Source organism: Acinetobacter sp. ANC 5414 (genome assembly GCF_013004295.1).
Taxonomy (GTDB): domain Bacteria; phylum Pseudomonadota; class Gammaproteobacteria; order Pseudomonadales; family Moraxellaceae; genus Acinetobacter.
On sequence record NZ_JABERM010000010.1, the window covers coordinates 175,258 to 195,952 of the forward strand.

At 42.1% G+C, this 20,695-nt stretch carries 20 protein-coding genes; 15 read left to right on the forward strand and 5 right to left on the reverse strand.

Features of this window, described 5'->3' with window-relative positions; genetic code table 11:
* Positions 1 to 19: 19 nt before the first annotated feature.
* The 4 genes from HLH18_RS06595 (at position 20) to HLH18_RS06610 (ending at position 4,807) form a co-directional block, all read left to right on the forward strand.
* A complete protein-coding gene (locus HLH18_RS06595; protein WP_171528384.1) occupies positions 20 to 934 on the forward strand; it encodes an acetaldehyde dehydrogenase (acetylating) in 915 nt (304 codons plus the stop codon).
* Positions 935 to 944: 10 nt separating this feature from the next.
* On the forward strand, positions 945 to 1,964 hold the full coding sequence (gene dmpG / locus HLH18_RS06600) for a 4-hydroxy-2-oxovalerate aldolase (protein WP_171528383.1): 1,020 nt from the start codon (positions 945 to 947) through the stop codon (positions 1,962 to 1,964).
* Positions 1,965 to 2,390: 426 nt separating this feature from the next.
* The gene (locus tag HLH18_RS06605) at positions 2,391 to 3,659 is read left to right on the forward strand and encodes an OprD family outer membrane porin (RefSeq protein WP_171528382.1); all 1,269 of its coding nucleotides are present in this window, start codon (positions 2,391 to 2,393) and stop codon (positions 3,657 to 3,659) included.
* Between the two features lie 290 nt (positions 3,660 to 3,949).
* Complete coding sequence (locus HLH18_RS06610) at positions 3,950 to 4,807, forward strand: alpha/beta fold hydrolase (RefSeq protein WP_171528381.1); 858 nt, start codon at positions 3,950 to 3,952, stop codon at positions 4,805 to 4,807.
* A gap of 75 nt (positions 4,808 to 4,882) precedes the next feature.
* On the opposite strand, the gene HLH18_RS06615 is transcribed toward HLH18_RS06610, so the two are convergent.
* Together HLH18_RS06615 and hcaR are read right to left on the reverse strand one after the other, a co-directional pair.
* The gene (locus tag HLH18_RS06615) at positions 4,883 to 5,560 is read right to left on the reverse strand and encodes a DUF1345 domain-containing protein (RefSeq protein WP_171528380.1); all 678 of its coding nucleotides are present in this window, start codon (positions 5,558 to 5,560) and stop codon (positions 4,883 to 4,885) included.
* A gap of 288 nt (positions 5,561 to 5,848) precedes the next feature.
* Positions 5,849 to 6,748: a DNA-binding transcriptional regulator HcaR gene (hcaR, locus tag HLH18_RS06620; RefSeq protein ID WP_131287650.1), complete on the reverse strand. Its 900-nt coding sequence runs from the start codon at positions 6,746 to 6,748 to the stop codon at positions 5,849 to 5,851.
* A gap of 281 nt (positions 6,749 to 7,029) precedes the next feature.
* On the opposite strand from hcaR, the gene hcaE reads away from it, so the two are divergent.
* From hcaE to HLH18_RS06665, 9 genes are all read left to right on the forward strand, one after another.
* The gene (hcaE, locus tag HLH18_RS06625) at positions 7,030 to 8,397 is read left to right on the forward strand and encodes a 3-phenylpropionate/cinnamic acid dioxygenase subunit alpha (RefSeq protein ID WP_131287647.1); all 1,368 of its coding nucleotides are present in this window, start codon (positions 7,030 to 7,032) and stop codon (positions 8,395 to 8,397) included.
* Positions 8,394 to 8,912 (forward strand): 3-phenylpropionate/cinnamic acid dioxygenase subunit beta, encoded by a 519-nt coding sequence (hcaF, locus tag HLH18_RS06630; protein ID WP_067722174.1) that lies wholly within the window; start codon positions 8,394 to 8,396, stop codon positions 8,910 to 8,912. Before hcaE ends, hcaF begins: the two co-directional genes overlap by 4 nt.
* Entirely contained in the window at positions 8,912 to 9,238 is a 327-nt protein-coding gene (gene hcaC / locus HLH18_RS06635) for a 3-phenylpropionate/cinnamic acid dioxygenase ferredoxin subunit (RefSeq protein ID WP_067722172.1), read from the forward strand. Before hcaF ends, hcaC begins: the two co-directional genes overlap by 1 nt.
* Before the next feature lie 2 nt (positions 9,239 to 9,240).
* On the forward strand, positions 9,241 to 10,056 hold the full coding sequence (gene hcaB / locus HLH18_RS06640; protein ID WP_131287640.1) for a 3-phenylpropionate-dihydrodiol/cinnamic acid-dihydrodiol dehydrogenase: 816 nt from the start codon (positions 9,241 to 9,243) through the stop codon (positions 10,054 to 10,056).
* Between the two features lie 80 nt (positions 10,057 to 10,136).
* Positions 10,137 to 11,102, forward strand: a complete 966-nt coding sequence (locus HLH18_RS06645; protein ID WP_171528379.1) for a 3-carboxyethylcatechol 2,3-dioxygenase — start codon at positions 10,137 to 10,139, stop codon at positions 11,100 to 11,102.
* 5 nt (positions 11,103 to 11,107) lie between these two features.
* Entirely contained in the window at positions 11,108 to 12,334 is a 1,227-nt protein-coding gene (gene hcaD, locus HLH18_RS06650) for a 3-phenylpropionate/cinnamic acid dioxygenase ferredoxin--NAD(+) reductase subunit (protein WP_171528378.1), read from the forward strand.
* A 169-nt stretch (positions 12,335 to 12,503) separates the two neighbouring features.
* A complete protein-coding gene (locus HLH18_RS06655) occupies positions 12,504 to 13,409 on the forward strand; it encodes a DMT family transporter (RefSeq protein WP_171528377.1) in 906 nt (301 codons plus the stop codon).
* A 271-nt stretch (positions 13,410 to 13,680) separates the two neighbouring features.
* Positions 13,681 to 14,619 carry a cation diffusion facilitator family transporter gene (locus HLH18_RS06660; protein ID WP_171528376.1) on the forward strand — a complete coding sequence of 313 codons (939 nt, stop codon included), beginning with the start codon at positions 13,681 to 13,683 and terminating at the stop codon, positions 14,617 to 14,619.
* 76 nt (positions 14,620 to 14,695) lie between these two features.
* Complete coding sequence (locus HLH18_RS06665) at positions 14,696 to 15,754, forward strand: MBL fold metallo-hydrolase (RefSeq protein ID WP_171528375.1); 1,059 nt, start codon at positions 14,696 to 14,698, stop codon at positions 15,752 to 15,754.
* Positions 15,755 to 15,759: 5 nt separating this feature from the next.
* Here the strand turns inward: HLH18_RS06665 and HLH18_RS06670 are convergent, their stop codons facing one another.
* Positions 15,760 to 16,161, reverse strand: coding sequence for a DoxX-like family protein (locus HLH18_RS06670; protein ID WP_171546229.1), 402 nt, complete (start codon positions 16,159 to 16,161; stop codon positions 15,760 to 15,762).
* Positions 16,151 to 16,594, reverse strand: a complete 444-nt coding sequence (locus HLH18_RS06675; RefSeq protein ID WP_171528374.1) for a thiol-disulfide oxidoreductase DCC family protein — start codon at positions 16,592 to 16,594, stop codon at positions 16,151 to 16,153. The genes HLH18_RS06670 and HLH18_RS06675 overlap by 11 nt, the downstream gene beginning before the upstream one ends.
* 387 nt (positions 16,595 to 16,981) lie before the next feature.
* Here HLH18_RS06675 and katG point away from each other — a divergent pair, with 387 nt between their 5' ends.
* Together katG and HLH18_RS06685 are read left to right on the forward strand one after the other, a co-directional pair.
* A complete protein-coding gene (gene katG, locus HLH18_RS06680) occupies positions 16,982 to 19,174 on the forward strand; it encodes a catalase/peroxidase HPI (protein WP_171528373.1) in 2,193 nt (730 codons plus the stop codon).
* 257 nt (positions 19,175 to 19,431) lie between these two features.
* On the forward strand, positions 19,432 to 19,806 hold the full coding sequence (locus tag HLH18_RS06685) for a hypothetical protein (RefSeq protein ID WP_171546230.1): 375 nt from the start codon (positions 19,432 to 19,434) through the stop codon (positions 19,804 to 19,806).
* Between the two features lie 168 nt (positions 19,807 to 19,974).
* On the opposite strand, the gene HLH18_RS06690 is transcribed toward HLH18_RS06685, so the two are convergent.
* The gene (locus HLH18_RS06690; RefSeq protein WP_171529575.1) at positions 19,975 to 20,610 is read right to left on the reverse strand and encodes a TetR/AcrR family transcriptional regulator; all 636 of its coding nucleotides are present in this window, start codon (positions 20,608 to 20,610) and stop codon (positions 19,975 to 19,977) included.
* Between the last annotated feature and the right edge of the window lie 85 nt (positions 20,611 to 20,695).

Sequence of the window (20,695 nt, forward strand, 5' to 3'; positions counted from 1 at the left end):
ATTTTAAGAGAGTACGTTAATGAAAAAGATTAAATGTGCATTAATCGGTCCGGGTAATATCGGTACAGATTTGCTTTACAAACTTCAACGTAGTGAAGTTTTAGAACCTGTATGGATGGTGGGGATTGACCCGACTTCTGAAGGTTTGGCGCGTGCAGCGAAAATGGGTATCAAAACCACTGCTGAGGGTGTGGACGGTTTATTGCCACACGTTTTAGCAGACAATATTCAAATTGCTTTTGATGCAACTTCTGCATATGTACATGCTGAAAACAGCCGCAAGTTGAATGACCTTGGCGTACAAATGATTGACTTGACGCCTGCAGCGATTGGTCCATTCTGCGTACCGCCAGTAAATCTGGAAGCTTTGCTTGAACAAGGTGAATTACCGAATGTAAACATGGTGACATGTGGCGGTCAGGCAACCATTCCTATGGTGGCAGCGATTTCACGTGTTCAAGCTGTGAACTATGGTGAAATCATCGCAACGGTATCCACGAAATCGGTTGGTCCGGGTACACGTAAAAACATTGATGAATTTACACGTACCACTGCGGGTGCAATTGAGCAAGTAGGTGGCGCGAAACAAGGTAAAGCCATCATCATCATCAACCCTGCAGAGCCACCATTAATGATGCGTGACACTGTGCACTGTCTTGTTGAAGGCGAACCTAATCAAGCTGCAATCACAGCATCTGTGCATGCCATGATTAAAGAAGTTCAAAAATATGTACCAGGTTACAAACTTGTAAATGGTCCAGTATTTGACGGCAACCGTGTTTCGATGTTCCTGGAAGTGGAAGGTTTGGGTGATTACTTGCCTAAATATGCCGGTAACCTGGACATTATGACTGCAGCTGCTGCACGTACTGCAGAAATGTTTGCAGAACGTCTCATTGCTAACCAAGCAGCGCAAGCTGAAGCAGAAGCTTAAGGAGCAGACCATGTCAAAAATTATTATTAATGATATGACGTTACGTGATGGTATGCACCCAATGCGCCATCAAACTACACCAGAGCAAATGGTTGCAATTGCAACTGCACTTGATGATGCTGGTGTGCCTTTAATCGAAGTAACACATGGTGACGGCTTAGGCGGTAACTCTGTGAACTACGGTTTTGCAGCTGCAACGGATGAAGAATATTTAACAGCGGTTATTCCAAAGCTTAAACAAGCCAAAGTATCTGCACTGTTAATTCCGGGTATTGGTACGGTTGACCATTTAAAAATGGCTCACGATGTAGGTGTAGCAACCATTCGTGTTGCAACCCACTCTACAGAAGCTGACGTTTCTGAACAGCACATTACTGCTGCGCGTAAACTGGGCATGGACACTGTGGGCTTCTTGATGATGGCACACATGGCTTCTCCAGAAAAACTTCTCGAAGAAGCTCAAAAAATGGTGTCTTACGGTGCAAACTGTATCTATGTCACTGACTCTGCGGGTTATATGTTGCCGAATGACGTAACTGACCGTGTGGGTATTTTACGTGCCAACTTGGCTTCAGACATCGAAATCGGTTTCCATGGTCACCATAACTTGGGTATGGGCGTTGCGAACTCTGTGTCAGCGGTTCAAGCGGGTGCAACTCGTGTCGATTTGGCATCTGCCGGTTTAGGTGCAGGCGCAGGTAATACGCCACTTGAATTGTTTGTTGCGGTTGCTAACCGTATGCAAATGGAAACAGGTGTGGACTTGTTCAAAGTTCAGGATATTGCTGAAGAACTGATTGTTCCAATGATGCAGCAACCGATTCGTGCCGACCGTGATGCAGCAACTTTAGGTTATGCAGGTGTTTACTCATCATTCCTGTTGTTTGCTAAACGTGCTGAAGCGAAATATGGTGTTTCTGCTCGTGAAATTCTGATGGAATTGGGTCGCCGTGGTACGGTGGGTGGTCAGGAAGACATGATTGAAGACTTGGCATTGACCATGTCTAAAGCCAAAGAAGCTCAAGCTTAATTTTAAAATTTTTCTTTTAAATTAAGTGCTAAAAAGCACCCCATTGAGGGTGCTTTTTTTATGGCTAAACATTGCTATTTATAGATAAAAAATATCATGAAATATATAAAATATATTAAAATAATCAATTATTTAAGATGCTTTAAAAACTGCTTAAACCTAAAAACGATTAATAAGAAAAATTTAACGCCCAAAAGCTGATATTTTCTTAAAAATAAACAAGAGAACAAGGCTTTAAGAATAATGAAATAAATTTAGGGCAAAATATCTTATTGCTTAAAGTTCTTAACAATCGTTGATGGCGAATCTTAAAAAATAAAAAAGCCGGATGAATGCGCTTAATCTTAATACTCTGGTCTGATTTTTTTTGGCTGCATTGTTGAGCATGATGGTGTCATAGCTTAATTTGATCACTGGGAATGAGCCATGCGTCGTCAAACACTATGGATAGCAATCTGTGTTGCTGCTGCAACACTAGGTACAACTGCAACGAATGCAGAATTTATCGACGATAGCCAAGTCCAATTAAAATTCAAAAATTTCTATCTTGACCGTCAGATTGCAGCAACACCAGATAAAAACTGGGGTTCATGGTCACAAGGGATTACCCTGGATGCGAAGTCCGGCTATCAAGATATTGGTGGCGGTGTACAAGTTGGTGCAGATCTTCTTATTCAGCATGCGTTCCGTTTGAATGGTCGTGACAATAATCCTGACTGGGTTTTACCGCATGAAGGACCGGGCAAAGGGCAAAAAGATAATTTTGGTAAAGTGGGTGCGACCTTAAAAGCCAAGGTTTCACAAACTGAATTGAAAGTCGGTGAATTACTGCCGGTATCTCCAGTATTGGTCTTCGATCCATCACGTCAGTTGCTGACGACTTTTAGCGGTGCATGGTTAGAATCTAAAGACATTAAAGATACCAAGTTAACCCTTGCTTATATTGATGGCATTAACAACCGTTATGATAATCAGTTTCGTGATTTAACCAAGTTCAATCCGGGTGCAGGTCAGTTTGATACGGGTAAAACTGCCGACGGTATGTATATCGCAGGTGTAGATCATCAATTCAACAAAGAGATTGGTGCAAGCTACTGGTATGCAGATGTAAAAGACATCTACCAGCAGCATTATGTCGGTGCGAATTACAAAACCACATTAGGTGAAAAAGCTAAATTAGACAGCCATATCCGTTACTTCGATAACTCGGAGTCAGGTGACAAGCTGTATGGTCCAATTGATAACCAGGCATTATCTGCAGGTGCAAAAGTTAATTACGGCGCACACACAGTCGGGTTGGGCTATCAGCAAATGTTTGGCGAAACAGCATTCCCGACATTGGGTGGCTGGGTGCCACAGCCTTACCTTGTAAACTGGGGTGTAGCAACCTTCACCAATGCGAATGAAAAATCATGGGGATTCACCTATGGTTATGACTTCTCTGAATTGGGTGCGAAAGGTTTAAATGCTACTGCAGTGTACTTCATCGGTTCAGATGCAGATGTGAAAACATCTCCAACGACTACTTTGAAAGACCAAAAGTCTGATGAGCTGAATTTGATTGTGAACTACACAGTGCCTGAAGGTAAGTTGAAAGGTTTAGGCTTCCAAGCGATGTATATTGATGCTGACTATGACTGGAAAAGCGACCTTAAGGAATATCGTGTAGCAACTACCTATACCTATAAGTTCTAAATCATTGCATGAAAAAAGAGCGACTGTTGATCAGTCGCTCTTTTTTTTGAGCTCACAATATTTTGGCTTGAAATACCTTAAGCAAATTATGGGTATGATTTTATTTTAATTGCATAAAAACAAAGACATAAATAATCGTTTTTTTATAGGATTTGATCGTAAATTTGTATCAGTTTGCAGGTCTTGAACGGTTAATATAAAGATGTAAAAAGTCATTTTAATGAGTCAACTTGACGTCGAATTCTTGTAATAGAGGGACACGCAAGCGAAAGACTGTAAGAGGAATCCATATGAGCACTGTTCAAATCCCTGACTATCAAACAGATCCATTCTTTGGCTTAGAAGACAAATGGATTGAAACCGCTGAAGGCGAGTTGACGCATTACCACGAAATTGGTGAAGGTACACCTATTCTATTTTTACACGGTTCAGGTACAGGCGTATCTGCTGCTGCAAACTGGTGGTTAAACTTGCCACAAATTGGTGAGCAAGCACGTTGTATCGCAATTGATACCATCGGTTATGGTCAAAGTGTGGTTGCACCAGGTACAGCTTATGGTATCCGCGCTTGGGTTGATCATGCAATTCGTACTTTAGATGCTTTAGGGATCGAAAAAACCTGGTTAGTTGGTAACTCTTTGGGTGGCTGGTTAGCATTCCAGATGGCACTTGATTACCCTGAACGTGTTTTGGGTATCGTGTCTATGGGTACTGGTGGTGCGAAACAGACTGCTGCACTTAAAGCTCATGCAAATCCGGTACTTACTGAAGAAGGCATCAAGAAAACCTTGTCTATGTTTGTGGTGAACAAAGACTTGATCACTGATGAACTGGTTAAAGTACGTTTTGATTCTGCGAAAAACGATTACGCGTCTGACCGTCTGATGGATGTGGTTGGCGCACGTGACCGTGACCGTTTCGAATTCCCGCTTGATTTCGAAAAAATGAAAGAAATCAAAGTTCCTGTACTTTTGATTCATGGCGTACAAGACGTGGTGATTCCTGTGTCTCGTTCATGGGATATATTGAACATTGTTCCACATGCTGATGCACACATCTTCAGCCAATGTGGTCACTGGTCTCAAGTTGAAAAATCTGAAGAATTTAATACGGTAATTAAAAATTATTTAACAGCTCGTGGTGTTTAATCACGCTGTATGAATACAATGAAAAAGGATGGCGACAGTCATCCTTTTTTTATGCCTTTAATTAAGTCCTAACAATTAAGTGCTAATAAAGTTAGCTGTCACATTGATACTGATGGCCAAAATGGTGGTGTTAAATCCATACGCCAACAGCAAGTGTAAAGTGTTTAATACCCGCATAGATTGGGTGGTAATCGAGACATCCGCTGTTTGCGCTGAAGTTCCTACGACATAACTGAAATACAGAAAGTCAGGATATGTCGGCTGTGGTGATTTGGGAAAATCCAGTCCGCCATCTTTATGTTTTTCCAATGCCAGATAAAAGTCATGGGCATAATGAATCGCAAAGATGGTATGCATAAAAAACCAAGCAGAACTAATGGTGAGGATGGATAAGATTAAGTGACCTGTTCGAATGGTGGTATCTGCGGGTAAATGATTAATTTCAATAACGATGGCAATGAAACACATGATTAAAGTCATGATCACCAGGAGTAAAATCAGCCATTTACTGGCATCTTGTTGTCGTGCTCGTTGCAAAATATTGGTATGTTCTGTATGCCATAATTGCTTTAGGGTTAACAATAAATAGCCATAAATCGCGATATTCCAGCTGATTAAAAGACAGGTAGACCAGCCCCATGGGGTCAGCCAGTGCAAAAAATAATAGAAAATAGCGATGGCAGGAAAAGTAAAAAAGAAATAAGGGTGGTATCGAACACCTACTTTTATACGATGCAGCGGGTCTATTTGCATAATTTTCCCTATATTGGTCTTTATTTTTTACAAATATTTTAAAAAAGGTTGTGCTGGGCTTATTAGACTTAAGTTGTAATTTTCTAATTATGAGATATTTTTATAAATGATTGAAAGAAAAGTTATACGTTATTTCCCATAATGAGGGGCTTTAAAACGGTGAATTTTTATAAGACTTCAGTCTAATGTGAGAGAAAAATAATCAAAATGGTGCAAAAAAAGACACCATTATTTTTCTGATAAATAATGGTGTGCTCAATTGAAAAAAGTGAATGTGTAAAAAATTGATCAATCGCGATTGATATTCAGATAAAACACTCGGGTCAGTAATTCAATAAATTTCTGTACAGCGACAGAGCTACTGTTTTTGTGGTAACTCACATAAAGGTCGAGATAAGGAAGCTCAACATCTAGCGTACGAATGACAGAATTACTGGTGGTCAAGGGTGCAACATAACCCGGCAGAATGGTACAACCTAGTCCCATGCCTACAGAGTTGATGTTAAACAAGATGTTGTCTGCTTTTTGCACAATGTTGAATTCAATTCCATTGGCTTTGGCAAAATCCAGAATCGCGTTGTGTAGCGTTAAAGACTGTTCAGCAGCAGGAATAATAAAATCGATCCCATTCAATGCCTTAACTGGAATGCGCTCATACTTCGCCAAAGGATGGTTTTCTGGCAAAATAAAGATAAGTGGTTCACGTAAAACAAATAAACTTTCTATTTCATCACTATTGGAATTGTGTCGGGTAAACGTGACATCCAGTTCACCTTTCTTCAATAGTTTCATCTGCTCATTGTTGTTCAGACTGAGCAATTCAATTTTTAAATCCGGGTTTTGCACACGTAAATTCGGTAGTACATAGGGGAAAATTTTCATTTCCGCCACAGGTACAAAACCAATACGCAGCATTTGCTGTTTGGCTTGCGAGACTTGACGTGCCATGGCAATGGCTTTGTCTGCCTGTGCCAGCGTCAAACGGGCTTGTTCTAGAAATACCGCGCCTTCTTCCGTGAGTTCAACTTTCCGTTTGGTACGATAGAGCAGTTGTACGCCTACATCTTCTTCAAGGTCTTTAATTTGCTGACTTAAAGAAGGTTGGGCGGTATAAAGCTTTAACGCAGCTTTACTAAAGTTCAGTTCTTCTGCAACGGTGATAAAATATCGAAGATGTCGTAATTCCATATAACCAGTCCAATGAGTAATCCAAAAAATGTCTTACTATAATTTGGAGGAAGTATAATCTATAAACAACTATTCCGTGAAGATGATTCTGCCATTTAGAAAATAAATGGTCTTGCATTTTTCATGACGATTTTAATATAGGAAATAACACTACTAATAATCCATAAAATATCTTAATTGAAACAAAAAAAATATTTCACTAAAAGCCGCTATAAAACCATTATCCACTAAAAGTTGAGTCTATTTACTTTGTGCCGTTACTGGTCACAGGAGAGCTTTTCATGAGTGGAAAAATTGATGTGCGCGAAATCGACGCTTTAGTCGATGCACAAAATGGACGTATCTCACCGTCGATCTATACAGACCCGGATCTATACGAATTAGAACTTGAGCGTGTCTTCGGTCGTACCTGGTTGTTCCTTTGCCATGAGAGCCAAATTCCTAAGGCTGGTGACTTCTTCAATACCTACATGGGTGAAGATCCAATTATTGTGGCACGTCAAAAAGACGGCTCAATCAAAGCATTTTTAAACCAGTGCCGTCACCGCTCTATGCGTGTGAGCTTTGCAGACTGTGGTAATACGCGTGCATTCACTTGCCCATACCACGGCTGGTCTTACGGTATTGACGGTTCATTGAAAGACATCCCGCTTGAAGAGCGTGCTTTCCCGCAAGGCGCATGCAAAGAAAAATGGGGTCTGGTTGAAGTGAACCGTGTTGAGTCTTACAAAGGCTTAATCTTTGCTTGCTGGGATGAAACCACACCTGACTTGATCGAATACATGGGTGACATCGCTTGGTATCTTGATGGTGTTCTTGACCGTCGTCCAGGTGGTACTGAAATCATCGGTGGTGTGCACAAGTGGGAAATCGAATGTAACTGGAAATTTGCAGCTGAACAGTTTGCATCTGACCAATATCACGCATTGTTCTCTCACGCATCTGCAATCCAGGTTTTGGGTGCGAAACCAGATGACGAATCGACCAAGAAATTAGGTGCTGCTCAAACGGCTCGCCCAGTTTGGGAAACGGCTAAAGACGCGATCCAGTACGGTTCACGTGGTCATGGTTCAGGCTTCTTCTTTACAGAAAAACCAGATGCTAACGTTTGGGTAGACGGTGAAGTTGCCAACTACTTCCGTGAAACTTTTGAGGAAGTGAAAGAACGTCTGGGTGAAGTTCGTGCACTGCGTCTTGCAGGTCACAACACCATGTTCCCGACACTGTCTTGGTTGAACGGTACTGCAACTCTTCGCGTATGGCACCCACGTGGTCCAAACAAAACTGAAGTGTGGGCATTCTGTATTGCCGATGCTGAAGCTTCGCAAGAAGTGAAAGAAGCATTTGAACGTTCTGCAACTCGTGCCTTCGGTCCAGCTGGCTTCCTAGAGCAAGATGACTCTGAGAACTGGATTGAAATCCAAAAAGTTTTACGTGGTTATAAAGCACGTAATAATCCACTCATTATGGAAATGGGCTTGGGTAACGAGAAAAAACGTGAAGATGGTATCCCAGGGATTACCAACTACATTTTCTCTGAAACTGCAGCACGTGGTATGTACCGCCGTTGGGCAGATTTATTGATCCATGAAAAATGGGAAGACGTAGAAAAAGCAGCTGACGAATACGAGAAGGAGCTAATGAAATGAGTCAGATCAGTTTAGAACTTCATCATCAAATTAGTCAGTTTCTATATCGCGAAGGCAAAGCACTAGACGACTGGAAATTCCGTGATTGGCTGGATATGTTGGCGGAAGATATTTCTTATACGCTGCGTACCACGCCAAATGCACAAACCCGTGACCGTCGCCGTTCAGTTGAACCACCGACGACTTGGGTATTTAACGACACCAAAGATCTTTTAGAACGTCGTGTTGCGCGTCTTGAAACCGGTATGGCTTGGGCTGAAGAGCCTCCATCACGTACTACTCACATGGTGAGCAACGTGATTGTAGAGCCAACTGAAGTTGAAGGCGAATACGACGTGTACGTAACGTATTTGTTATACCGTACGCAAAAAGAGAAAGACGTAACGATTTACTGTGGTAAGCGTCACGACAAGATCCGTAAAGTTGAAAGTGATTTGGGCTTCCAGATTTTCAACCGTAAAATTACGTTAGATCAAGTGACCTATAACTCACACAACCTGAGTGTATTCTTCTAATGAATAAGATTTTTGTTTGCCAAGTTGATGAATTGGACGAAGGCGAAGCGCTAAAAGTAGATTGCGGCGTAAACGGTATTGAAGCACTTGCAGTGTTCAACAATGGCGGAGAGTTCTTCGCCATGAATGACCGTTGTTCACATGGTAATGCTTCTATGTCTGAAGGTTATCTTGAAGATGATGGTACGGTTGAATGCCCATTGCATTCAGCACGTTTCTGCTTGAAAACAGGTGAAGCTTTATGTCTACCTGCAACTGATCCAATCAAAACTTTCCCTGTGATTGTTGAAGATGGTCAATTGTTCGTAGAGATGGCAGGAGAGTAATCATGGGTTGGCTAGAAGGCGAAGTTGCACTTATCACTGGTGGCGGTTCAGGTCTGGGTTGGGCTTTAGTTGAGCGATTCCTTGAAGAAGGTGCGCAGGTTGCAGTATTGCAACGTTCACAAGCTAAAGTGGATGCTTTGAAAGAACACTTTGGTGACAAGATTGTTGCAATCGCTGGTGATGTTGCCAACTATGAAGACAATGTCCGTGCTGTTCAAGCGACCGTTGAGCGTTTTGGTAAGCTTGACTGTTTCGTGGGTAATGCCGGCATCTGGGATCACTACGCTGATATCGTGAATACCTCTGGCGAGCAGCTGGAAAAAGCCTTTGATGAAATCATGGGCATTAACACCAAGTCGTTAATTCTTGGTGCCAAAGCTGCGCTGGATGAGTTAGTGAAATCTGAAGGTTCAATCATCTTCACATTGTCTAACTCTGCATTGTATTCAGCGGGTGGTGGTCCAGTCTACACCGCATCTAAACATGCGGGCGTGGGCATCATGAAAGAACTTGCTTATGAACTTGCACCGAAAGTGCGAGTCAATGCAGTTGCCCCATCAGGCATGAACGTGAATATCAAAGGTGCAGCGTCGTTAGGTCAGGAAAATCTTGGTCTGCTGGATGCACGTGATCCTGAGAAAATTGCCCGTGGCATGCCGTTGAATTTCTTACCAGAACCTGAAGATATGACTGGTTCTTATGTATTGCTGGCGTCTCGTGCCAATAACCGTCCGCTGACTGGTGTTTTAATTAACGCTGAATGTGGTTTGGGTATTCGTGGTTTACGTCAGCCGCGTGCAGGTTTCTTTGAAGACTAAATCTTTAAAGAGTTAAAGCGTTTAAATACAAAGAACTATACTCGGCAGCCTTTTGGCTGCCTTCCGTTTAGGAGTCAAACATGGCCGTTAAACTTATTTGTGCCTCACACAGCCCATTAATGGAATTTGCTTCGCCACAACGTGTAGAACAGGAAACCAATGTTCGTGCCGCGTTTGAGAAAATGGCAGCTGAAGTCAAAGCCTTTGATCCAACTTTAATTATTACTTTTGGACCCGACCATTTTAACGGTTTCTTTTACGACTTAATGCCAAGTTTCTGCGTGGGTATTCGTGCCACAGCCGCAGGCGACTGGAATTATGGTGCAGAGAACAACAAGATTAATGTGCCTGAAGATACAGCGCTTGCCCTTGTGCGCTGCGTATTGGATGAAGGGGTAGATGTTGCCTATTCTTACCGCATGCAGGCCGATCATGGGGTGACTCAACCTTTGCATTTCCTGTGCGAGGGTCAACTCGATCGTTATCCAACGATTCCGGTATTTATTAATGGTGCAGCAGCGCCTATGCCAACCACGAAGCGTACAGTGGCTTTAGGTCGCGCGATTGGTCAGTTCATCAAATCTTTAAATCTTGAAAATGAACGTGTTCTTATTTTAGGAACAGGTGGTCTTTCGCATGATCCACCAACACCACAAATGGGTTCTGTTCCGCCTGAAGTGGAAGAATTCCTGATTTGTGGTCGTAATCCTAGTCCTGAAGCACGTACAGCACGTCAAGCGAAAGTCATTGCAGTCGGTCAAAAACTGGCAGCAGGGGATACCTCTGTTGCAGTGCCTTTAAATGCTGAATGGGATATCGCATTACTTGAAACCTTCAAGAATGCCGATTTCGCAGCGATTGAAGCGATGACTGAAGCTGAAATCCGCCGTGAAGGTGGCCGTGGTGGTCAGGAAGTTCGTTCATGGATTGCAGCCTTTGCAGCACTCTCTGAATTGGGCGAATACGAAATGACGACTCAGGTCTATGAAGCAATCAGTGAATGGATTGCAGGCTTCGGCATTGTATCTGCAGAATTAAAAGGGTAAAGCACATGAGTAACATCGAAACCATCGTTATTGTTGGAGCTGGTCAAGCCGGTGCGAGCGCCATTTTGGAACTTCGTGGCAACAAGTATGAAGGCAAAATCATTTTGGTGGGTGATGAAACTCATCTTCCTTATGAACGTCCGCCTTTATCTAAAGATGTGATCTTAAAACCTGAAGAAACCAAGATTGAAATTCTGTCAGAACAGAAACTGGCTGATTTGAATGTTGAAGTGATTCGTGGCAATGGTGTGGTGAAAATCAACGCGGAAGCACACAGCATTGAACTTAAAAATGGCGATGTGATCAGCTACAACAAGTTGCTGCTTGCAACCGGTGGAGCAGCACGTCGTTTACCGAACTTCGATGCTTTGGGTAAACACGTTTATACCTTGCGTAACCTTGAAGATTCACAAGCACTGGTTCCTGTGCTTCAAGCCGGTCAACGTATCTTGCTCATCGGTGGCGGTGTGATTGGTCTTGAACTTGCGTCATCTGCACGTTTCAAAGATTGCCAAGTGACTGTGATTGAACAGGGTCCAATGGTGATGGGTCGTTGTTCTCCACGTATTCTGAGCGAATTCCTGCTTGAACAGCACCGTGCCAAAGGTGTGGACGTTCGTCTTGAAACCAAGATTGCAGATTGTCGACTTGATGGCGAAGAAGTGGTTGTTACTCTCGAAGGTGGCGAAGAACTTCGCGCTGATGCTGTAGTTTACGGGATCGGGATTGTGCCCAATGCTCAGCTTGCAGTGGCTGCAGGTTTGGATGTTGATGTTGCGATTAAAGTCAATGAAAACTGCCAGACTTCAAATGCTGATATTTATGCAGCAGGCGATGTGGCAACTCAACTTCGTGCAGATGGTCAATACCGTCGTGTGGAGACTTGGGAAAATGCCAACCTTCAAGCCGGTATTTTCGCACGTCACGTGATGGGCGTTGAACATCCAAAAGCCAATCCAGCTTGGTTCTGGACTGACCAACTGGATATCAATTTCCAGTTTGTCGGTGATATGGCTGCGGCTCAATGGCTGGTTCGTGGTGAAATGGATGCAGCCAAAGGTGCAGACAATTCATTCGTGATGTACGGTGTGACGGATGGTCAAATCGTTGCTGGTATTACCGTTAATGCTGCGAAAGAAATGCGTCATTTGAAAAAAATGATCAGCAAAAATACTGCTTTCGAAGCTGAAAAACATTTAGATTTGGCACAAGATTTACGCAAGATTGCTTAAGTTTTAGTTTGCTCAATCCGGAACAGACCTTTGCTTTGCTCAGGTCTGTTTTTTATGCGCGAAACTTGATGAATTTATCAAAAATTAAACCTTCATCTCAGAATGAATTCGCTATACGCTATTTCCGAAGTTGCTGATCCAGAACTTCTTGGCCTCGTTTAGGAGACTTATGAGTTCTTCATCTTCATTGCCGGTGACGGCAAGTATTTATGCCTTACTGGTTCTGATTTGGGCGACTACACCACTGGCGATTGTGTGGAGTGTGCAGGAAGTCCATCCAATGTGGGTGCTGATTATCCGTTACTTCGGGGCATCCATCATTGCGCTGTTTTTATTGAAGCTGATGCGTGATCCGTTGCCATTTGATCAGACTTCCATGAAAAGTTATCTGGCGGGGAGCTTAAATTTAATTGGTGCACAGCTGTTTATTTACCTTGCGGCGAACTATTTAACTTCGGGTTTAATGGCCCTGATTTTCGGTTTTTCACCACTCATTGCAGGCTTAATTGGACACGTCATTCTCAAAACCCAAAAGCTAATCGGGTTGCAATGGCTGGGTATGGCAATTGCCGTTTCAGGTTTAAGCTTTGTTTTTGCCGATTCTGCCGACAGCAAGATTAATCCGATTGGTGTGGTATTGATGCTGATCAGTATGGTGTCTTATATCAGCTCGATCTTTTGGGTCAAACAGATTAATGCACCATTAAGTCCAATGTCACAAGCCACCGGTTCACTAATCATTTCAGCGCTAGGCTCGTTGTGTTTATTGCCTTTTATCTGGCAACACATCCCAACTCAAATGCCGGGCATGCACACCATCATCGGTTTTGTGTTTACCATGATCATGTCTTCGATTGTGGCAATGCTGTGTTACTTCTGGCTGATTCGCCGTCTGGCAGCTTCTACTGTATCGCTAAGTAATGTAATGACGCCAATCATTGCTCTGGTACTAGGTGCAACCTTAAATCATGAGCATATCAGCCCGAATGCTTTCATCGGCATTGCAGTAGTGATGTTCGGGATTATGATGTACTTCTGGAAAGAATGGCGCGAGCAGTATTTTTCTAAACTCTAAATCCATCTCGGAAAGTATAAAAGGAAGCTTAAGCCTCCTTTTTTTCGCTGTTTAATTTGAGATGCAAAATCGAAAAAGGATTTGCTTTAATATCCATTTTTGGCGGCTATGTGTTTGAACTATTGGAGAATTTCAAAAATAGATTGGTGCTCTAAAGAATACAACAACAAAACGTAAAGAATTTATCGCGACAGTTTGGTTAATATGAAATTGGATATAGAGAAAAATCAAATCGATCTATTTGATAACAATAAATTTAGGACAAACTTGCATGTCTGATTCGAATAAAGTGGTGGTCTATGCAGCTTTGCTTGGTAATTTGGCCATCGCTTTGGTGAAGTTTGTTGCCGCCTATATTACCAACAGTTCGGCCATGCTCAGTGAAGCGATTCACTCGGTTGTCGATACGCTGAATGAAATTTTACTGCTTTACGGCATGAAAAAATCGCAACGCCCGGGAGATGTAAAACATCCCTTTGGTTATGGTCGTGAACTGTATTTCTGGGCGTTTATTGTGGCATTGATGGTTTTTGCATTAGGCGCAGTGGTGTCTATTTATCAGGGCATACAACATGTGCGTCACCCTGAGGAAATGCTCAATCCGACTCTGAATTACATTGTTTTAGGCATCGCGATTTTATGTGAAGGGATATCCTGGTTTGTGGCTTTAAAAGCTTTTCGGAAGATCAAAGGTGAGCAAGGTTACTTCGAGGCTTTTCGTCGCAGTAAAGACCCTACGACCTTCACGGTTTTGTTTGAAGATACCGCAGCTTTATGTGGCCTGTTCATTGCCTTGATCGGAATTTATCTGGCGCATGCTTTAAATATTCCCGAACTGGATGGTGTTGCTTCAATCCTGATTGGGATTGTCTTGGCCGTCTCGGCTATTTTACTGGGACGGGAAACCAAGGGCTTATTACTGGGTGAGTCGGCGGCTCCTGAGTTACGTAATAATATCTTGCTGATTGCCCAGGAAGATGTAGCGGTGCTCTCTGCCAATGGCGTGTTGACTGAACAGATGGGGGCACATCAGGTAGTGGCCTCTTTAAGTCTGGAGTTTGAAGACAACTTGAGTTCTGATGACATTGAAGCTTGCGTCAACAGAATTGAAGCGAAAATTAAACAGATTCATCCTGAAATTGTGGCATTGTTTATTAAACCGCAGACTAAAAAGGTGTGGTTGGAACGTATGAAAGGACGTTTGGAATAAAAACGTGCTATATATGGCGCAATATTCAAAATATCGGATTTTGAATATTTAGGTCAGACTAAGAAATTGAATGTACATGAAGCAAAAGACTGAACAATTACACTTTCAACTCCCCACCCAAGACTGCTGGTCACATATCTGGCGTCAACCCTCATTCAAATTTATGTATTCGAATCACCACAATGGTGAGCGATTCTTGAATATCTTACCGCGTCCTGAAGGGCCTAGACGTGCCGATCTCTTCAAATGGCTGATCACGCGTAAGTCATCCACCTGGAAGATGGATGTAAATAATAATGAGTATGTTGAATCTGCTACGGCGAAACGGGCGATTCCACAAGATCGTCCGGAGGCCAGCATCGACGACTGGCAAGTGTGGTTTGTGGGGCATGCCACTGTACTGTTGCAGATCGGGCCATATAACCTGCTCACCGATCCGGTGTGGGGTGAATATGCCAGTCCTAAGCAGGGCAAAGGTCCAAAACGGGTCATTCCCGCAGGAATTGCCTTGGAAGAATTGCCGACCATTCATGCAGTGCTACTTAGCCATAATCATTATGACCATATGGATTTAGCCACTTTACAGTGGTTGCATGACAAATTTGCCATGCCGATTTATACCGGACTGGGCAATTCATGGTATTTGCCAAAAAGTTTTCAGGTACTGGAAATGGACTGGTGGCAATCATCTTTATTACATGACTTAAAAATTATCTATACCCCTGCACAGCATTTCTCGGGTCGCGGCTTGCGTGATCAGAATCGGGCACTGTGGGGTGGTTTTTCAGTGCTTGCTGGACAAGATCACTGCTTCTTTGCCGGAGATACCGGTTATTCACCGCATTTTAAAGAGATCCAGAGTCGTTTGGGTGCACCGCGTATTTCATTGTTACCGATTGGTTCCTATGAGCCGCGTGAGCTGATGCGCTATATGCATCTGAATCCGCAGGATGCTTTTCAGGCGCATAAGGATTTACATTCCAAATGTTCGTTGGCGGTTCATTATCGAACCTTTCAGCTGACCGATGAAAGTCGCGAACAACCTGAGTTGGATTTAAAAGCAGCGATGAAAAATACCTCCAAATTGATGACACCGTTTATCTGTGTACGCGAAGGGCGACGTTTGGTGGTTTGATTTTTTTAAGCTTGCTGTTTGCTCAAATTTAAAAGTTGAATGGCAAGCATTGAAAGGGCGATCATGGCAATATTCATCACCACTGGATTAAATGCAGTGGTGAGCTGTAAGGGATCTGTAAACATAATAAGCAGTAATAATCCGCTCAGACCTAAAATATTAAGCTGATGGATAAAGGCTGCTTTTTGCCAAATCAGAAAAGTATAGCCAAACATAATTTCAATCATACCCGATAGGGCAACAGCTATTTTCGCTAAATGCAGTTCTAACCCGATCGTTTGCCAAATACCTATTTCAGCACTGGATTGAAATAGAATTTTTGGTATGAGTCCCTGATAAATCCAAAGTACAGCAAGCGTGATCTGAATAAGTTGCAGTGGTCTTTCTAAGGTTGGTTTATGAGTCACGAATAGCGTGCTCCAAAAAATGACTTTTATTTTCAGCGGATGGAAGCAAGCAGTGATCGGTTGTTCCAAAAAGCTGATAGCGATTTAAGGCTACACGTCTGTAGAGAAAATCCCGGATAAAACGTGGAACGAGATAACCTAAATTCATCAGGGAAAATGGCAGGCCGAGATGCTGCATGACTTTAAGCAGTGCAGTTGATTCTGTATAAAGCTGACTATTAAGAATGACTACCATCGTAGTGTAGTGAGTGGTTGACATGCCGTAATGCTGGAGAATTTCTTCCCCTAAAGGGGATTGGGCAGACACTAATTTAAATTTAGATTTTCGATCATGCCTGATTAAAAATTTTGCCCAACCATTGCATATGACACAAATTGCATCAAATAAAATAATGTCATGTTGTTGGATGATGTGCTCAATCTTATTTTGCATAGGTTTAGGTCTTATTTTATTGAGTTATAAGTGACTAGGATGAGTATATATTGTATACAGCTTAATGCTTTGATCATCAGATTGTAAATCCAAAATTTAAAGTCATTTTTAGGGGGATTATCAGTATTGTTGTTGGTCAAAATTATTATCAAACTATGAAAAAATTCTTTTTTTATAGGTACTTTAAATATAGCTTTAGAGATTCGATTGTAACTTTTTAAATTTAAAAAATCTTTTTTTCCTAATATCTTAGATAGAGGAAAACGATGGTTTCTATTTGTAAAATCAGCTTTAGCTAGGCATAAAAAAAGACTATGTTGAAAAGGTAAAATTGCATTTAACGGTTCATGACAATAATCACTTAATGATTCAATTTGGAGCTTAGATATGACAGACGGTTCACAAGCTACAGGCAAATGCCCATTCCATCAACAGGGCGGACATAGCAGTGCGACTAATTCAAATACGAATTGGTGGCCCAATGCTCTAAATCTCGACATTCTTTCCCAACACGACAAAAAAACCAATCCAATGGATCCGGACTTTGATTATGCGAAAGCATTCAATTCACTGGATTTAGAAGCAGTTAAACAAGACCTCCGTGAATTGATTAATAGCAGCCAAGACTGGTGGCCTTCAGACTGGGGCAGCTATATTGGCATGTTCGTACGTACCGCATGGCACTTGGCAGGTTCTTACCGCAAGCAGGATGGTCGTGGTGGTGCGAACACCGGTAACCAGCGTTTTGCGCCATTGAACAGCTGGCCAGATAATGTCAACACCGACAAAGGTCGTCGCCTGCTTTGGCCAATCAAACGTAAATACGGTAATAAAATTTCATGGGGTGATTTGATTATCTTGGCAGGTACAGTGGCCTACGAAGAAGCCGGTCTAAAAACCTTCGGTTTCGGTGGGGGTCGTACTGATATTTGGGCGCCTGAAAAAGACATTTACTGGGGTGAAGAGCGTGAATGGCTCGCACCGACTGAAAACCGTTACGAAAATGATGAAGACCGTTCAACCCTAGACAACCCGCTTGCTGCAGTGCAAATGGGCTTGATCTACGTGAACCCTGAAGGCGTAGACGGCAAGCCTGATCCATTGCGTACCGCCCAAGACATGCGTGTCACTTTTGACCGTATGGGTATGAATGATGAAGAAACCGTGGCATTGACCGCTGGTGGTCATACCATAGGTAAAGCACATGGTAACGGTAAAGCAGAACTTTTAGGTGCTAATGTTGAAAGCGCAGATGTTGAATTTCAAGGTCTAGGTTGGCATAACCCTGAAGGTACAGGCAATGCCGGCAATACCATGGTCAGTGGTCTGGAAGGGGCATGGACCACGCATCCAACCAAATGGGACAACGAATACTTCTATCTCTTGTTCACTTACGACTGGGCATTAACCAAGAGTCCGGCAGGCGCGAACCAGTGGGAACCGACCAACATCAAAGAGGAAGACAAGCCTGTTGATGCGCACAACCCGAATGTACGACGCAACCCGATGATGACAGATGCCGATATGGCACTGAAAGTCGATCCTGAGTACCGCAAAATTTCTGAGCGTTTCTATAACGATCCTGCTTACTTCGCTGAAGTGTTTGCACGTGCATGGTATAAGTTGACTCACCGTGACATGGGACCAAAATCCCGTTACTTGGGTCCTAACGTTCCTGCTGAAGATTTAATTTGGCAAGATCCGATTCCATCTGTGAACTATGTGTTGTCTGAAGCTGAAATTGACGAACTCAAAGCGAAATTGTTAAACAGCGGTTTAACTTCTGCTGAACTCATTAATACCGCTTGGGACAGCGCACGTACATTCCGTGGTTCAGACTATCGTGGTGGTGCAAACGGTGCACGTATCCGCTTGGCACCGCAAAAAAACTGGGTCGGTAACGAACCTGAACGTCTGACTAAAGTGCTGGCAAAACTTGAAGAAATTCAGGCAGGCCTTGAGAAAAAAGTTAGCATTGCAGACTTGATCGTACTCGGTGGTACGGCGGCGGTGGAAAAAGCGGCTCAGGCTGCGGGCGTGGATATTAAGGTTCCATTCCTTGCAGGACGAGGCGACGCAACTCAAGAACAGACTGATGCTTATTCGTTTGAAGATTTTGAACCTAAAGCAGATGGTTTCCGTAACTGGCTGAAAGACGAGTATGTGGTACAGCCTGAAGAAATGTTGTTAGACCGTGCTCAGTTACTGGGTTTAACTGCACCTGAAATGACGGTGCTTGTCGGTGGTATGCGTGTACTGGGTACCAACTACGCTGGCGCCAAAGAAGGTGTGTTTACAGACCGAGAAGGTGTATTAACGAATGACTTCTTTGTGAACCTGACTGACATGAAGTACAACTGGAAACCAGTTGGCAAGAACCATTATCAAATTGTAGACCGTGCGACTAGTGCACCTAAGTGGACTGCAACACGTGTGGACTTGGTGTTCGGTTCTAACTCGATTCTGCGCTCTTACGCAGAAGTGTATGCGCAAGATGATAACAAGGAAAAATTTGTCAAAGACTTTGTTGCCGCTTGGACTAAAGTGATGAATGCAGACCGTTTTGATGTGAAGAAATAATTTGCATTGAGATGTAAAAAAACCGCTCGAAAGGGCGGTTTTTTAATGAAACGTTGAAATGTCATGTAAAATCTGAATTTTTAGCTACTCAGCTTTTTTACAGATTTTAAGACATTGATATTATTTAACTTATATTGCATTTCGTATAAGGTGTATTATGTTAATTTAAGGGAATCTTTAAGATCAGTATGAAAAACTTTTATATTGTAAAAAATATAGGTTGTGCAGAATTTGGCTAATAGCTCTATAGAGAGGCTTTGTTAGATAATAAAATGAGAAAAATATTAATATTTATACTGATTTTTATAATTTATTTTTTCTATTCTAGTTACATGCTTAAAAAGGATGTTGAAGAATCAATATTAGCTATAGATAAAGTAAAAGTATGTGGCAAATACTTAGGTATCAAATCTGTTCCTGGACCGACACGAGGTGGATCAACAGATTATATTTCTTTTAAAAATGATGATGGAAGTGTCAGTAATTTTCTTCATATTCCAAGATATCAGGATAAATTATTTGATCTAAATCAAATATATGCTAATGATAGAATTTGTTATTATTATTCATTGAAATATACTATTGAAAACAATAATTATTTTGTTAGTCAAATTGATATCTTAAAAAACTAGATAGCACTCAATCTCCCAATTTAACATAATGTCTATTACATGAAATACAAGTGTATATTAATATAAAAATCAAATACTTAAAATTTTAACATTGAGCAGGAAATTAGCAAACAACCGTTTTTGAAACAAGTCGGCTTTTTTGTGAGCGGCTTTGATATGTTTTGCCAATCAAAAAAGGACATTTTTATTAAAAATGAAGTTGACCAAAGTTTGAATAATATCCTTCTCCAAATCCTCCCACTCGACAAACTCAGGCTCTACCAACAAAGTCTGCGACACAAATCCATAACAGACTCGTTGTACATTTAAGCTCATCCGCTTCAACTGTTCAGTATCTTCAAAAAAAGGTGCAAGTATGTTTTGCCACATTTGCACCATCATCTGGTAACTCTTGCGATAACTTTCAATATTCGAAACCTGCCGTTCCAGCAAAAAGGTCTGTGCCCATAAAAACTGCTGTGTCTGAATCTGCTCAAGCTGATAATGAATCACCTGTTTTAAATAATCCTCCAAAACCAAATTTGTGGATAACTTGATCAGACTGTGTGCATAAATTTTTAAGTCCTCGGCATTATTTTTTACGTGTCTGTAAATGGTCAGTGCAATTAAATCTTCCTTTTTGGAAAAATATTCATAGAACGTACCTAAGCCGACACCGGCCAAATCGGTAATTTCCCGAATGGTAATGTCATGTGCAGCACGCTCATGCAAAAGCCGAACAAAACTTTCCTGCAAGGCTTCCTGCGTCAGTTTGGCCCGTGACTGGCGTGGCTTACGACGTACTTGAATCTGTGGATTTTTCATAAAACTCTTGATCAAACAAAGCCGAACATGCTGTGGCTATTTTTTCTCTATACTGGAATGAAAAGCCCAGAACAACAAGCAGGAA